The following is a 15,821-nucleotide window of genomic DNA, read 5'->3' as shown; positions in this document are numbered from 1 at the left end:
ATTTTTAATCAAATAAACCATACATTTGTGAGGAAAAATCCTCTGTACCTTGAAAATGGATAAAGGCAGACTTAATGAAATATTCAATGATGCTTCGGAAGCTGTTGTCATTTTTGACAAGCAAGGGAGTATCATTTATTTTAATTCCACTGCCAGTTATTTATTTCAATACACTTCAGCAGAAGCCGAAGGCAAAAGTATATTTGATCTAATAGAGCAAGACATTCATCAGAACCTACAAGCGTTCCTGTCCCATAAACCTGCTTCTTCATCTCAAACATTAGAACAAAAAGCTTTTATCATCCGCCAGGATGAACAGCTGTTGCCAGTCAGCTTTCTGCTTAGTACCATAACCCACGAAAAAGGTGATATCTACATGATGGTAATTGAAGCCCTGGCCGCCAGTGAAGATGCATTAAGCCTCAATTATAAACTGTTGGCAGATAATGTGCCTCACATAGTTTCACTCTACAATGCCCAATTGCAATGCCTGTACGTAAACCCTGCGGTACGTCAGCTCTATGGTTATCGTCAGGCTGAGTATATTGGTGTAGGAGGGTTTACAGCTCTTATAGCAGATGAAGACAAGGCGCGTATTCAACAGGAAATGGAGCAGGATACCCGAGACCGTCTTGCCTTAAAAACTTATACTTATCGGGCATACCAAAGTAACGGAGAACTTGTCCAGGTACAAAACATTGTAAAAAGGACATTTGATACCCAGGGAAAACTGAACCGGCTCATTGCTTACGAAAAAGGAGCAGAATATGAACCTCCGGTTTTTCCTTCTTCTTCAAACTCCTCAAGCCAGGCAGCGCTTTTGTTGTTAGATGCTCAAGGTAAAGTCAACTATATCAGTCCGGCCACTACCTCACTGCTTGATATTAGTGTCTATCAGGGCAGTAATTTTATTGATATGCTACATCCGGCAGATCAGCAACGCTTGCGGTTTGCCAAGGAAGAAGTAATACTTAACGGGATAGTCAGTACGCAATACCAGTGCAGAATCAAGCAGAATAATACTTTTATACCCATGCGGGTGATGCTGGACAAGTTTTATAGTGCTCAAGGCCAGCAAACCCATACTACGGTTCGGCTTTATCCACTGGACGAACAAGCATTAAATGATTTTCAGTCAGCACCTCAATACCTCAAACTCATCGCTGAATATGTAGATGAAGTAGTATGTTTTTTTCAGAAAGACCTAACAATAAAATACATAAGCCCTTCAATACGGCAAGTGCTTGGCTATTCGCAAGATGAGCTTGAGGGAAGAAGAATAGAAAGTATTATTCATGCTGAAGACCGTACCACTGCGGAACTTCATTTTCAGAATGCCTTTACTGCTCCTTTAGAAAGCTTCAAAAGTCGTTTTATCACTAAATCTGGAGAAATACTGGCGTTAGAAGTTGACTTTAGAAAACTGGAAGAGTCTGCTCAGGATGAATCTCCTTCTTTTCTGGTGCTGCTCAAACGTATCCCTCATGCAGAATCAGTATCTGACCCTGCTTCTTTATTCACCAATGTATTTAACTACCTGGCAGATGCAATTGCATTGGTAGAATTGCCCTCTTTGATAATTAAAAAGGTAAACAAAAACTTTCTGGAAGTTTTTGAAACCTCTGAAGAGGAACTGGAAGGGAAACATTTTCAAAACTTATTTGATAGCAGTACTGAGCTTGAGCCCCTGGAAAGCGCGTTGCTGAATACCAAAGCCTTGCAACAAAATATACGCTGTGTTGACTTGCACCAGAAAGCTTTCTGGGCCAATGTGGCTATCTCTTTTTTTCAGACCAATTATCAAAGTTTTGCCCTATTGCGCATTTCCGATATTAGCGAACTCAAAGAAAACGAAGAACGACTGGAAGAAGCACGCGAAGAGGCTGAGCAAACTTTGAAAAATAGAGAAGAGTTTTTGTCTACCATGAGCCATGAGATAAGGACACCTCTCAACGCTGTGCTGGGCATGACACATTTGATGTTACAGGGTACCCCTCGGGCAGACCAGACTAAGCTACTCCAGACCCTTAAGTTCTCTGGTGAAAGTCTTACAGCTCTTATCAATGACGTGCTGGACTATTCCAAAATTGAAGCGGGTAAACTAGGATTTGCCGAGGACGATTTTAATCTCAAAGAGTTTCTTCAGGGTATCAAAATGACTTACAAAACGCTTGCCCAGGAAAAAGGCTTGCTGTTTCGTACCTTACTGGAAGAAGAGCTTCCTGAGATGCTCAATGGTGATGTCAATCGCTTAGGGCAGATACTGAATAATCTCCTTAATAATGCTATTAAATTTACCGAAGACGGACAGGTAATCCTTAGTATATATGTAGACAGCGAGACTGAGCATGAATATACCCTTCTTTTTGAAGTGGCTGACACCGGCATCGGTATTCCGGATGATAAGCAAGAGATTATTTTTGATCCTTATAAACAAGCTAGCCAGCGAACGTCCCATTATTTTGGGGGTACCGGCTTAGGGCTCTCTATCGTAAAAAAGCTGGTAGATATGTTTGGGGGGGAAATTATACTTCATAGTGAAGAAGGTAAAGGCACTACTTTCAAAGTCAAACTTCCTTTCAAAAAAGTACCGGGTTCGGCATCTTCCCAGACAGAAAGTGATCAAAGCTTTATCCATGAGTTTCAGTCTTTGGAGGGACTAAAAGTACTATATGTTGAAGATGTGATTCCTAACCAGTTTTTGATGGAAGGGTTATGTGATACCTGGCATATACAGCTAGACACTGCCCTCAACGGACTGGAAGCCTTAGAGAAAGTAAAACAAAACCATTATGACCTTATCCTGATGGATATACAAATGCCCGAGATGGATGGTTTTGAAGCAGCCCGGGAAATCAGAAAACTCAAGGACCCACATTACAGCAATATTCCTATTCTGGCTTTGTCAGCCTCCGTATCAGACCGTACAAGGCTGCGTATTAAAGAAAACGGAATGGATGATTATATTGCCAAGCCTATTAATCCTAAAGACCTCCACCACAAACTCAGTTACTTCTCTAGCATTGTGAATGCTAAAATCGTAAACGATTCGGGAAACAATGAACATGAGGAGGAAGTAGTGACCGCCGATATTAACCTGGATACACCTGATTTTTCTCAGCTCAAAGCCCTTTATATAAATGATCAGGCAGATTATGTTAAGATTTTAGAACAGATTCTTAAGCTTACTGAAAATAGTAAGGTTTTCATTATAAACGCTTTGAAGGTAGGAGATGAAGAACTGTTTCGTAGTAACAACCATAAGGTAATGTCCTACATTAAACTGATGCAGCTACAGCAGATGGAAGATATTATCAATCATATTAAAGCGAACTTTGATGAATATAGTAAATCACCCGATCACTATACTCATCTTTTAGGTCTTCACTTCAACCATTTTATCACGAAGCTTATGCAGGAAATAGAGGAAACCTCCCCCTAATTAATCTGATTTAGAATTCATGATCAGCTGAAGTTCATTCAGCTTCAGCAAGGCTTCTACTGGTGAAACTGTGTTGATGTCTGTATTCTCCAACATCTCTTTGATTTTGATAAACTTAGGGTCTGCCTCAAATAATGAAAGCTGAAAATTTTGCTGTTTGGGGATTTCTTTCATCTGCTTTGATGCTTTACCATTGATCTTATCTTTTTCCAGATGACGCATGATTTCACTGGCACGCATCACTACCTGCTGAGGCATGCCCGCCATTTGTGCCACATGAATACCGAAGCTATGCTCGCTTCCTCCTTCTTTTAGCTTACGCAAAAACAAAATCTTATTGCCTACTTCCTTGACTGCTACATTGTAATTTTTGATCCTTTCAAAGTCGGAAGAAAGCTGATTTAACTCATGATAGTGGGTAGCAAAAAGTGTTTTGGCCTGAAAACGTGGGTGATTGTGCAGATATTCTACGATAGACCAGGCAATAGAGATTCCGTCATACGTACTGGTACCCCGTCCTATTTCGTCCATCAGTAATAAGCTACGATTACTCAAATTATTGATAATACTGGCGGTTTCTATCATTTCTACCATAAAAGTAGACTCGCCCTTTGCCAGGTTATCCGAAGCCCCTACACGGGTGAATACCTTATCCACTATCCCAATCTGCGCATGGGTAGCCGGTACGAAGGAACCCATCTGCGCCATCAGTACGATCAGTGCTGTCTGCCTCAACAGGGCTGACTTACCCGCCATATTAGGGCCAGTGATGATGATGATCTGCTGCTTTTCATTGTCCAGATAAATATCATTAGGCACATAATTTTCTCCGGGTGTCATCTGCTTTTCTATCACCGGATGCCGCCCCTCTTTGATATCAATCACCTCATCTTCTGTCAAAGCAGGCTTAGTATAGTGATTCTGAAAAGCAATCTGTGCAAAAGAAGAGAGACAGTCTACCACCGCCAGAGTACGGGCATTCTGCTGAATCTGTGTCACAAACTCAGAGGTAGCCAGCACTAAATCCTGATAAAGCTTTTGCTCAATATGGGTAAGCTTTTCTTCGGCATGCAGGATTTTTTCTTCGTATGTTTTTAGCTCCTCGGTAATGTAGCGCTCAGCATTTACCAAAGTTTGTTTCCTGATCCAGCTGGAAGGCACCTTGTTTTTGTGGGCATTGCTTACTTCCAGATAGTAACCAAATACTTTGTTGTATGACAATTTCAGAGAGCTGATGCCAGTATTCTGAATCTCCCTTTGCCGAACCTGCTCCAGATAATCTTTACCGGAGTAAGCAATTTTATTGAGTTCATCCAACTCCTCGTGTATTCCTTCTCTGATCAGCCCGCCCTGATTGGTGACCAGGGGAGGATCATCCCGGAGCTCACGCTCAATCTTATCCAGAATGTACTCACAGGTGTGGAGCTGATCGGCCAGCTTTTTAAGTTGAGGAATGTCTAAAGAAGCCAGCAACTGCTTAACCGGAATGGTATGCTTGATGGCTCTTTTAAGCTGTATCATCTCTCGCGGATTGATTCTTCCCGCCGCAACTTTGGAGATGAGCCTCTCCAGATCGCCAATAGTTTTAAGATACTGGATAATCTGTTTTCGGAGTTCTTCCTGTTCCAGTAAAGCTTCTACCGTGTGCAGCCGCTCTTCTATGGCCGTCTTGGATTTCAGAGGCAGTACAATCCACTTCTTAAGTAGCCTGGCTCCCATAGGGGTACAGGTTTTGTCCAGCACATCAATCAGGGGCACTCCCCCTTCGTGCTGCGGAAAGATGAGCTCTAGATTGCGGATCGTAAATTTATCCAGCCAAACATATTTTTCTTCCTCAATACGTGCCAGAGAGGATATATGACTGATCTCCCTATGCTCGGTTTCTTCCAGATAATACAGCACTGCTCCGGCAGCAATAATGCCTTCAGCTAGATTTTCTACCCCAAAACCTTTGAGGGATTGGGTATTAAAATGCTTGGTGAGCCTTCCGTAAGCATAATCGTGTGTAAACAGCCAGTCTTCCAGGCGATAGGTATTATACTGATCACGGAAAAGCTCTTCATAAATTTTTCTGTCCTTTTTGCAGTAAATAACTTCTGCCGGGTTGAAGCTCTGCAGCAGCTTTTCTATATAAGCAACTGTACCACAGGAAGCGAGAAATTCTCCGGTTGACAAATCCAGCAGGGCTATGCCGACTGTATCTTTTTCAAAATGCAAGGAGGCAAGATAATTATTGCGCTTACGGTCCAGCACGTTGTCGTTGAAAGAGAGGCCGGGTGTAACCAGTTCGGTAACTCCTCTTTTCACCACTCCTTTAGCAAATTTCGGATCTTCCAGCTGATCACAGATCGCTACACGCTGACCAGCACGCACCAGTTTGGTCAGATAATTATCCAGCGCATGATGAGGAAAGCCTGCCAGTTCTACTTCCGAGGCAGAACCATTTGCCCGCTTGGTTAGTACAATGTCAAGTATTTTGCTGGCCGTAATGGCATCTTCTCCGAAAGTCTCATAAAAATCTCCTACTCTAAACAGCAATAATGCCCCCGGGTACTTAGCTTTTACGGCATTGTACTGTTTCATGAGAGGCGTTTCTTTTTTTGCTTCCTTGCTGACCTTCTTAGCTTTGGCACCAGGCATATTTGTGTTTTTTTAAAACAGGAGATTTTACAAAAATAAGAAGAAGCCTTACCTCCGCAAAAACAATTCGTACTTCATAAGTGTAGATAAATTTTTATATTCATTGTCTTCATATCAATATCTTATATATTGACTATTTAGCCAAAACCCGCTTCTACTACAGAGTACATTCATGATAGGATAGCTTCATCTTGCTTAAGGTGAAACTCAGGATTTGTAGGGGAGCATATATCTATGCACATATGAGAAAACTTAAGAACGAAGAACTGGAACGCCTGAGCCTGGAAGAGTTTAAGGCTAAAAAGAAGCACCCGATCGTCATTGTGCTGGATAATATCCGCAGCATGAATAATGTAGGATCAGCCTTCCGCACGGCAGATGCTTTTTTGATTGAAAAAATCTATCTCTGTGGCATTACGGCTACTCCTCCTCACCGCGAGATTAATAAGACGGCTTTGGGCGCTACGGATTCCGTAAGCTGGGAATACCGCGAAAAGACTGTTGAATTAATTGAAGAGCTTAAAGAAGAAGGCTTCAAAATTTTATGTGTGGAACAGGTAGACGAAAGTGTACCACTACAGGATTTTCTTCCTTACCGAGATAATAAATATTGTCTGGTATTTGGCAATGAAGTTTTTGGGATTACAGACGAAGTAGTGGAGAAAGCAGATACCTGTCTGGAAATTCCCCAGTTTGGCACCAAACATTCGCTCAATATTTCTGTCAGCATAGGCATTGTCATGTGGGATTTTTACAAGAAGCTGGTGGATTAGATTTTTTTCTCCAAAACTTTGAGCATTAACTGCTTTCAAGAGCTTGCCAGGTAAGAGAGGGCTACTTCATTTTCTCACATTTGCCAAAACTACATACTGCTATTTTCGTTGCATTATATTTGTGCTCTGTTAAAAATCATCTGGAATTAACATTCTAAACATAGAGCGTATTAGCGGAAAAAATATATTGCGACATGAAAGAGCATATCAATCCCTGGAAGCAAATCAGTAGCAAAGAGATTTACCAGAATCCCTGGATAGAAGTCCATGAAGATCAGGTGATCAATCCACGAGGAGGGGAGGGTATTTATGGCAAGGTGCTTTTTAAAAACCTGGCAATAGGCATTATTCCAATAGATAATGAAGGTAACACCTGGCTGGTAGGCCAGTATCGTTATACGCTGAATGAATACTCCTGGGAGATACCTATGGGTGGCGGTAGCAAAGCCAACGATCCGCTGGAGTCTGCCAAGCGGGAACTTAAAGAAGAAACCGGCCTTACCGCCAAAAGCTGGACTTTGCTCATGCGTCTTCACACTTCTAACTCGGTGACTGATGAAGAAGGATTTACTTACATCGCTCGCGAGTTGGAAGAAGGCAATCCCGAATTTGACGAGACTGAAGATTTGGAAATTATGAAGCTTCCCCTCACGGAAGCAGTTGATATGGTGATGGAAGGTCGGATTACTGACGCCATTAGTGTTTCAGGATTGTTGAAAGCCGCTCGCCTCTTAAACCTTTAAATGGAAAGGAATTTTTTATCAGCCAGATTGTTTATCATCAGGCTATAATTTGGTCATACTTATTGACCGCCTATTTCAAGCATGTCATTACAACCTTTAAGCAAACATTTTCGGACTACTTTCATTATTGCTTATCCAATTGTGCTCAGCCAGCTCGGGCATATTACTGTTGGTGTAGCCGATAGCGTGATGGTAGGAGAATTAGGCACTGACCCGCTGGCTGCCGTGTCACTGGCAAACAGTATTTTTTCGCTGGTACTGATGTTTGGCATTGGCGTATCTATGGCCATCACCCCACTGGTAGCGGCTGCCGATGGCGAAGGCGATAAGCAAAAAAGCGGGCAGGTATTTCGTCATGGCTTCATCATTAATATATGCGCTGCTTTTTTGCTAGGCTTACTGGTGTTGGGAGGCTCGTCACTACTTTACTATCTGGAACAGCCTGAGCAGGTGGTTGAGATCACTATTCCTTACCTGCTGATCATCACGCTCTCATTGGTTCCTTTTATGCTGTTCCAGACTTTCAAGCAATATGCAGAGGGGCTTTCTTTTACCCGTACGGCCATGTTTATTACGCTGAGTGCTAACCTCCTGAATATAGCCCTCAATTATCTGCTGATCTATGGCAAGCTAGGCTTTCCTGCTCTTGGACTAAATGGTGCCGGGTGGGCTACTTTTATCTCAAGAATCATAATGGCAGTAGTAATGATTGCTTATGTGACTAGAGCAAGCTGGTTTCAGCAGGGCCTCAAGATCAAGCATTTTCAAAAAAAGCTGGTTGTACGGATGCTGAAATTAGGCGTACCTACTGGTTTTCAGTATGTATTTGAAGTAGGAGCTTTTAGCTGTGCAGCTATCATGATGGGCTGGCTGGGCGCACAGGCACTGGCAGCACACCAGATTGCGCTCAATATGGCAGCAGTCAGTTATATGATGGTCACTGGTATTGCCGCGGCCTCTACCGTAAGAGTTGGTAATCAATTAGGGAAGCAGGATATCCCCAACATGAGAAGAGCCGGCTTTAGTGCTTTTCTGATGAGCTTGATGCTGATGACTCTCTCAGCTATAATTTTTGTTGTAGGCAAACATTTTCTTCCCTCTCTCTATATTGACGAGCCGGAAGTAATAGAGCTGGCAGGCTCTTTACTGATAGTAGCTGCGTTCTTTCAGCTTTCGGATGGCGTACAGGCCGTGGGGCTGGGTACGCTAAGAGGAATGGCCGATGTGAAAATACCCACCATGATTACCTTGGTAGCTTACTGGCTGGTAGGCCTGCCTATTGCTTACTGGCTGGCTTTTACTATGGAGTTGGGTCCGCATGGTATCTGGTATGGATTACTCCTTAGCCTTACCATCGCTGCCATTTTACTTTTCGCCCGCTTCCATTACCTTAGCAAAAAGTTACTTAAAAGCTACCCTGTAGTAAATAAAGTGCAGACCGCTTAAAGGCAAAGTTGTACTCATCAGTTTATGACTAAATTTTATTGGATTCTCTTATTTCTGCTTTGCAGCATATTTGCCTGTGATTCTCCCCCTCCTACTGTACAGCAAGGAGACGTAGTGAATGTATACACCAATGCGCTGAATACTGCTGACCGAAAATTATTTACCGCCTTTGAGCGATCTTCAGGAGTGAGAGTGAATATTATAAGCGATACCGGTGAGCAGATTATTGAACGCCTGGTCCAACAGCAGCAGGATAGTGTAATGGCTGACCTTATTCTGTTAGAAGGCATCACTTATCTTCAGCAGGCAAAGCAGGCTGGTTTATTGGATACCCTTTCCCAGGGGAGCATTGTCAATGCCGTTCCAAATCATCTTCGCGATCGTAATTTACAATGGATAGGGCTGGGCTATAGTGCTAATGCCATTGCTTACCTGCGCGATAGTGTAGATACCCTACAAGTGCGTAGCTATGCTGAACTGACCAATCCTGAATGGCGAAGAAAAGTAGGCTGGGGAGCCCGGAACAAAAATATTTATTATTCACAGCTTGCCTCTATGCTGGCTGACCAGGGATCTGAAGCTGAAAAATGGATATCTGAGCTACCCGATAATTTGGTAGATTCTATTCAGAACCGTTCCTCTGCTCACTTTTCCATTAGTGATAGTACTGCCTGGCTTGCGCTTATGAATACAGCAGAATACGTAAAGCACCATAACGGTGATAAGCGTTTCCAATCCGCTCAACTGATCTTTCCCACTCCTGCTACCTATCTCCACCTGACAGGAGTCAGCATTCTCTACGAAGCACCTCATCCTGCTCAGGCTCGTGCGCTGCTCAATTATCTTTTCTCCCGTGACATTATTGCACAATACACTCGTTCACATTTTTTGTACCCTGCCCGGCCTGATATTGAAGTACCTGCCAGCCTAAGCAATCTAAAATTAGTCAGGGCAGATACTACTTCACAAAGTGATATTGCACGTTTTGCAGAAGAGGCAAAAAGCTTATTTGACCGTTACAGCTGGTGAAGCAGCTTAATCCTTCACCCATGTTACTTTTGTATCAATGGGGCTTCTCCGACCTTGCGGCCACCTACCTTCTTTTGGCATCCCTATGTACAAAAAGCCTAGAAGCTTATCTTCTTCATTCAAACTAAAAAATGGCTTGGCTTCTTTGCGATAGGTAATTCCTCCACTTCCCCAATAACAGCCGACTCCATAGGCAGTAGCTGTCAGGTACATATTCTGTACAGCACAGGCTGTGGATTCTACTTCTTCTATTTCGGGTACTTTTTTCTTAGGGTCACGGCTCATCCCTATAGCAATAATATGAGAGCATTGCAGAGGCTTATCCTTCAGCTTTTGGTATTTATTCTCATCAAAATTGCCTTCTGCCAAGCTCAATTCTTTATATAATTCCGACTGAAAGTCAGCTAGTTTTTGTAAGCCAGTTCCTGTGAATACTGTGAAACGCCAGGGTTCGGTCAGGGCATGAGTAGGAGCCCAGTTAGCGTTCTCTAACATTTGCTCAATAATATGATGGTCTACTGTTTCCCCACTATAGAGGGGAGGATAAATGGACCTTCTCTTCTGGATGAGTTCGTTGGCCTGCTCCGGAGTGATATGCATAACATTGATATTTTTTGAAAAAAACAAGTATACAAAATCCTTATCAGGGTCAGGGGCTGCAGTAGAATAAAATTCTCAGGACAAAAAAATAATTTATACTTGTTGCAGATTTTTTTTAACTTTTCCTTTGTAAATTATTTACATATATAACTTATGAAAATAGATTTATCAGGGCAGAAAATACTGGTCACCGGAGCCAGCCGGGGGATAGGAAAAGCAATTGCAGAACAGTTGGCTGAAGCTGGCGCGCAAATCGCTGTACACTACCATCGCAACAGCAATACAGCCCATCGGGTAGCGGAAGATATTGGTAGGGGAGCAGAAACCTTTCAGGCAGATTTAGGCAAACCGGTTGAAGTAATTCAGCTGTTTGAGAATGTTATGGCTAAGTTTGGCAGATTGCATGCAGTAATCAATAATGCAGGTATTGCCATCAGCTCTGAGGTTGAAGGCGATGATATTGCGTTTACGGATGCCTGGTCCAAGACAATGCTGGTCAACTTACATGCTACTGGCTTACTCTGCAAAAAGTCTATTGAGCATTTTACCAGCTGTGGTGGGGGGCGTATCATCAATATCTCTTCCCGCGCTGCGTTCAGGGGTGATACGGCAGACTTTCTGGCCTATGCGGCTTCTAAAGGAGGAATAGTAGCCCTTACCCGTTCTATTGCCAGGGCATACGGCAGACAAGGAATTAAAGCTTTTATTGTGGCCCCAGGCTTTACGCATACTGATATGGCTGATGATTTTATAAAAAAATATGGCGAGTCCTATGTCAAGGATGACTTAGCTCTTAACACATTGACCAAGCCGGAGGACATAGCGCCTACCGTTGCTTTTTTGGCCAGCGGACTGGCGGATCATGCTACTGGTTGTACGATAGATATTAATGCAGGAAGTTATGTGCATTAACAGGATAAAAATTTGCCCACTCCAAAGGATAAAAGTTGTATGCTAGAAGAGGAAGAACTAAGGGTAGAACCCTGGATGAGGGGAGTCTTACTACTTGCTGGCACATATAATTTAGGCTGGGGTTTTTTTATCTATAATTTTCCCAACTCTTTTTACCGATGGATCAGTCAAAGTGGATTGGATGCTCCTGCCATCATCAGTTGGCAGGGAGTAGGGGTTATGCTATTTGGCGCTATGTATGTAGCCATTGCTATTTATCCTACCCGTCTGTGGTATCTATTAGCAGTGGGGATTGCTTCTAAAATTGGAGGAGCCCTCTGGTTCTACTTTTTTGTGCTGGAAAAAGAAGCTACCAAGCAGTATTTGTTTCATCTCATCATGAATGACCTAATATGGGTAATTCCTTTTGTATTTATTCTGAGCAGAACTTATCAAGTCAAAAGTGCCGAATCAAGCTATGAAAAATTTACCTGACTGGATTGCTATAGTCCTTCGTTTTGCTGGCATTACCAATGCCGTCTGGGGACTAACTTTTGCGCTTTTTACTGAAGTAATGTTGCGCTGGGCAGGTATGCCTACTCCTTTTGTCCTTTTTCCCTGGAAGATACTAGGGTTAATAGCAGTGATTTTTGGTGCAGCATATTATCTCGCTGCCGACGATCCTGTCCGACATGTTTTGATCATTACCACAGGCATCTTCATCAAATTATGTGGTTCGGTAATGTTGGTCAGTTATTATTTTAGTGAGCTTATTACTGCCCGCCTTGCTTCATTTCTTGCCCTTAAAGATGTACTCTGGTCAATAATATTTGGCATCATACTTTACCATATTTTTAGAGCCTGGCAGTCGCCCAATGATGATAAATCTAACCCCCACGATTCTCTACCCGATACTTTAAAGAAATTCCATACGCAGGAAGGAGACTCATTAAATGATCTATCATTTCGCAAACCTATTTTTCTCGTCTTTTTACGTCACTTTGGCTGTACTTTTTGCCGTGAAGCTATGGCTGATATCCAAAAGCACCGTCAGGAAATAGAGCGGCAAGGAGTGGAAATAGTACTGGTACATATGAGCTCTCATTATGAAGGAGAGCTTTTTCTGGAGAAGTATGGCCTTGCAGATGTTAAGCATATCAGTGATCCGGATTGCAGCCTCTACAATACTTTTCAGCTTAAGCGTGGTACAATTAGTCAACTTTTTGGTATCCATGCCTGGATCAGAGGTTTCAAAGCAGGAGTTATCAAAACCCATGGTATAGGATGGCTAGCCGGGGATGGGTTTCGTATGTCAGGCGTATTTGTGCTTTATCAGGGAGAGATGCTCAAAAGCTACCGCCATCAACATGTAGCGGACCGTCCTGACTATGTAGCTTTGGCTAATTGCGAACTTGCTTAGAGTGTTATAGTTTCTTAGATAGTATATTTTAAAGCATAAAAATAACTATAATACTATAACACTTAGCATCATAACACCACCATGCTATTCTAAATACACTCCTAACAGCCCTTCTGGCAGATGGGTAAATACAATTTTTCTTTCTTTATCTACCTTCAGAATAATATCATCATTGAGGGGGATCAGAACTTCGCGGCTTTGATAATCCATCGCGATCAGGTACTGCTCGCCAGCCTCATATACATCTTTGACCGTACCAAGCTGACCTTCATTTTCATCTTCTACCTGAAAGCCGATGATCTCATGGAAATAAAACTGCCACTCCTGCAACTGAGGAAGCTGATCCAGGGGCAAATACAACCCTGCTTTCAACAGACTTTCTGCCTGCTCTATAGTGTCAATGTCTTCAAATTTGACAATTAGGCTTTCTTTATGAAGACGGAGGCTCTCAATAAAAAAAGGAATCAGCGTTCCTGAACCCGGAAGTTGCAGAAATACTGACTCCATTTCTTCGTATGCCTCAGGAAAGTCCACATCTAAATATACGTTAACTTCCCCTTGCAGGCCATGCGTTTTGGTGACGAATCCTAATTGATAGCAATCATCAGCCTGCATAGCGTATTAACTTTCTTTCTTTTCTTCAGAAGATTTGTCTTCTTTCTTTTCCTCAGCTTTCACCTCTTCTTTTTCAGCAGCAGGAGCTTCCTCTTTTTTCTCCTCGGTTTTTTCTTCTGCCTTAGGTTCTTCAGCCTTGGCCTCTTCTTTAGGCTTTTCAGCCTGAGACTCTTCAGCCGAAGACTCTTCCTTAGTCTGAGCTTCTTCTTTCTTCTCAGCTACTGGTGCATCTTCCTTCTTTTCCTCAGCTTTCACCTCTTCTTTTTCAGCAGCAGGAGCTTCCTCTTTTTTCTCCTCGGCTTTTTCTTCTGCTTTAGGCTCTTCAGCCTGAGGCTCTTCCTTAGCTTCAGGAGTTTCTTCTTTTTCTTTAGCAGGGGCTTCAGCTTGTGCCTCTTCTGCAGGAGCTTCTGTGCTGGCTTCCTCTGTAGTTTCAGCCTTAGCTTCTTCTGCTTCAGCTTCTTCAACCTCTGCCTGCTGGCTTGCTGCTAATTCCTTAGCGCGAGCTTCGTTGATTTTCTTCTCAGCTTCCAGGCGAGCTTTTCTCTCTTCCTCCTGCTTCTTAGCCAAAGATTCTTTCTTGCCTGTTACCTCAGCTTCTTTAGACTCAATCCACTCATTGAAGCGTTTGTCAGCTTCTTCCTGCGAAATAGCGCCCTTGTTGACACCAATCTGCAGGTGTTTTTTCAACATTATCCCGCGATAAGACAACATTGCTCTTACCGTATCGGTAGGCTTGGCACCTTTCAGCAACCAGTCCAAAGCTTTGTCTTCCCTGATATCAATCATCGCAGGGTTAGTGTTAGGGTTATAAATACCCAATTTTTCAATAAAGCGACCATCCCGTGGTGCTCTGGCGTCGGCTACGACTACGTCGTAAATTGCCAGTTTTTTGCGTCCTCGACGCGCCAATCTAATTTTTACTGCCATAATAAATGTTTGTTAAACATAATGGAACCCGTCCATTTGTCGTAAAAGACTGCAAAGTTAACAGATTTTGTTTTAAATGTCACAAATGCTTAGCTTTTAACTACTTTTTATTTCTACACGTTCCTTTATATCTTGCTCTTTTGAAAAATTTATGAGTCACACACCTAAATCTACTCGACGAAAGTTTTTGCGTCATGGCTTAACCGCCGCAGTAGTTGCTCCGGCATTGGCCCAAACTGCCTGTACCTCAAGCCAGCAAAAGCAGCAAGCTCAGGCCCCCTACATCAATTTTAATGAGACTTTTCGTTGGAAAATGGTAACTACCTGGCCGCCTAATTTTCCTATTCTGGGCGAAGGCTGTAATATGTTTGCCGACTGGGTTAAGGAGATGTCGGGCGGACGTATGGAAATTACTGTTTATGGGGGGGGAGAACTGGTTCCTGCGCTGGAAGTTTTTGATGCGGTGAGCAACGGAGCCATAGAGTTGGGGCATGGCGCAGCTTATTATTGGGCAGGAAAAATTCCGGCAGCCCAGTTTTTTGCTTCAGTACCTTTCGGCATGAATGCCCAGCAAACCAACTCCTGGTTGGTGGGTGGTGGTGGTACCGAACTGTGGCAGGAAACTTATGCGCCTTACAACCTTCTGCCTTTCCCTGCCGGAAATACCGGTATGCAGATGGGGGGCTGGTTCAATAAGGAGATCAATACCCCGGAAGACATTCAGGGACTGAAGATGCGGATTCCTGGTATCGGAGGCAAAGTTTTCAATAGAGCAGGAGGTACTTCTGTGCTGGTAGCAGGAGGGGAAATTTACACCAACCTGGAAAGAGGCGTGATTGATGCCACCGAATGGATAGGTCCTTTTCATGATTATCAGATGGGATTTTATGATGTGGCTCGCTACTACTATTATCCCGGCTGGCATGAGCCGGGCACTGCCTTAGAGCTTTTTGCAAATAAAGAAAAGTTTGAAGCACTTCCTTCCGACATTCAGGCAATCCTCATTACTTGCGTTCAGCGTTTGAATATGTGGGCCTTTTCTCAGTCTGAGGTGATGAATAGCCTCTATGCCATCAAACTTAGAGATGAAGAAAACGTGGATTTTCGTAAGTTTCCGGATGAGGTGCTGAATGTGTTCCGCCAAAATAGTGACGAGATCGTTAACGAAATGATTGAGATGGATCAAGCCAGCCGTAAGGCTTATGCGTCTTACAAAAAATTCCAGGAGCAGTTCAATGATTATGCTCAGTACAATGAGAAAATCTACTACTCCAGCTTTCATCCTAATGTCTGAC

General features: G+C 43.0%; 13 protein-coding genes. 9 read left to right on the top strand and 4 right to left on the bottom strand.

All coding sequences use genetic code 11. The features are described from left to right. The first annotated feature begins 55 nt into the window (after positions 1–55). On the top strand, positions 56–3,442 hold the full coding sequence (locus tag WJR50_RS25345; RefSeq protein WP_341296124.1) for a PAS domain S-box protein: 3,387 nt from the start codon (positions 56–58) through the stop codon (positions 3,440–3,442). Here WJR50_RS25345 and mutS read toward each other — a convergent pair whose 3' ends face one another. Next, entirely contained in the window at positions 3,443–6,082 is a 2,640-nt protein-coding gene (gene mutS / locus WJR50_RS25340) for a DNA mismatch repair protein MutS (RefSeq protein ID WP_341296103.1), read from the bottom strand. It lies immediately after the preceding gene. Positions 6,083–6,324: 242 nt separating this feature from the next. On the opposite strand from mutS, the gene WJR50_RS25335 reads away from it, so the two are divergent. The 4 genes from WJR50_RS25335 to WJR50_RS25320 all read left to right on the top strand — a co-directional run bounded on the left by WJR50_RS25335 (position 6,325) and on the right by WJR50_RS25320 (position 10,073). Continuing rightward, positions 6,325–6,855 carry an RNA methyltransferase gene (locus tag WJR50_RS25335; protein WP_341296102.1) on the top strand — a complete coding sequence of 177 codons (531 nt, stop codon included), beginning with the start codon at positions 6,325–6,327 and terminating at the stop codon, positions 6,853–6,855. 194 nt (positions 6,856–7,049) lie between these two features. Beyond that, a complete protein-coding gene (locus WJR50_RS25330; RefSeq protein ID WP_341296101.1) occupies positions 7,050–7,598 on the top strand; it encodes an NUDIX domain-containing protein in 549 nt (182 codons plus the stop codon). Positions 7,599–7,679: 81 nt separating this feature from the next. Further along, complete coding sequence (locus tag WJR50_RS25325) at positions 7,680–9,044, top strand: MATE family efflux transporter (protein WP_341296100.1); 1,365 nt, start codon at positions 7,680–7,682, stop codon at positions 9,042–9,044. A 24-nt stretch (positions 9,045–9,068) separates the two neighbouring features. Continuing rightward, positions 9,069–10,073, top strand: a complete 1,005-nt coding sequence (locus WJR50_RS25320) for an ABC transporter substrate-binding protein (RefSeq protein ID WP_341296099.1) — start codon at positions 9,069–9,071, stop codon at positions 10,071–10,073. 6 nt (positions 10,074–10,079) lie between these two features. On the opposite strand, the gene WJR50_RS25315 is transcribed toward WJR50_RS25320, so the two are convergent. Further along, on the bottom strand, positions 10,080–10,673 hold the full coding sequence (locus WJR50_RS25315; protein WP_341296098.1) for a nitroreductase family protein: 594 nt from the start codon (positions 10,671–10,673) through the stop codon (positions 10,080–10,082). Positions 10,674–10,826: 153 nt separating this feature from the next. On the opposite strand from WJR50_RS25315, the gene WJR50_RS25310 reads away from it, so the two are divergent. Genes WJR50_RS25310 through WJR50_RS25300 form a run of 3 tightly spaced genes read left to right on the top strand, consistent with a single transcriptional unit; the run spans position 10,827 to position 12,984 of the window. Continuing rightward, entirely contained in the window at positions 10,827–11,585 is a 759-nt protein-coding gene (locus WJR50_RS25310) for an SDR family NAD(P)-dependent oxidoreductase (protein ID WP_341296097.1), read from the top strand. A gap of 39 nt (positions 11,586–11,624) precedes the next feature. Continuing rightward, positions 11,625–12,059 (top strand): hypothetical protein, encoded by a 435-nt coding sequence (locus WJR50_RS25305; RefSeq protein ID WP_341296096.1) that lies wholly within the window; start codon positions 11,625–11,627, stop codon positions 12,057–12,059. Further along, entirely contained in the window at positions 12,043–12,984 is a 942-nt protein-coding gene (locus WJR50_RS25300; RefSeq protein WP_341296095.1) for a SelL-related redox protein, read from the top strand. Before WJR50_RS25305 ends, WJR50_RS25300 begins: the two co-directional genes overlap by 17 nt. An 84-nt stretch (positions 12,985–13,068) precedes the next feature. Here the strand turns inward: WJR50_RS25300 and rimM are convergent, their stop codons facing one another. Together rimM and WJR50_RS25290 are read right to left on the bottom strand one after the other, a co-directional pair. Continuing rightward, entirely contained in the window at positions 13,069–13,599 is a 531-nt protein-coding gene (gene rimM, locus WJR50_RS25295; protein ID WP_341296094.1) for a ribosome maturation factor RimM, read from the bottom strand. Between the two features lie 6 nt (positions 13,600–13,605). Beyond that, the gene (locus tag WJR50_RS25290; RefSeq protein ID WP_341296093.1) at positions 13,606–14,526 is read right to left on the bottom strand and encodes a 30S ribosomal protein S16; all 921 of its coding nucleotides are present in this window, start codon (positions 14,524–14,526) and stop codon (positions 13,606–13,608) included. A 151-nt stretch (positions 14,527–14,677) separates the two neighbouring features. Between WJR50_RS25290 and WJR50_RS25285 the strand changes: the two genes are divergently transcribed. Further along, on the top strand, positions 14,678–15,820 hold the full coding sequence (locus WJR50_RS25285) for a TRAP transporter substrate-binding protein (RefSeq protein WP_341296092.1): 1,143 nt from the start codon (positions 14,678–14,680) through the stop codon (positions 15,818–15,820). Position 15,821 lies beyond the last annotated feature (1 nt).

Origin of the sequence: Catalinimonas locisalis (genome assembly GCF_038039535.1) — a bacterium.
Lineage (GTDB): Bacteria > Bacteroidota > Bacteroidia > Cytophagales > Cyclobacteriaceae > Catalinimonas.
Note: the sequence above shows the minus strand (reverse complement) of the source record. Positions and strands in the feature narration are given on the sequence as shown.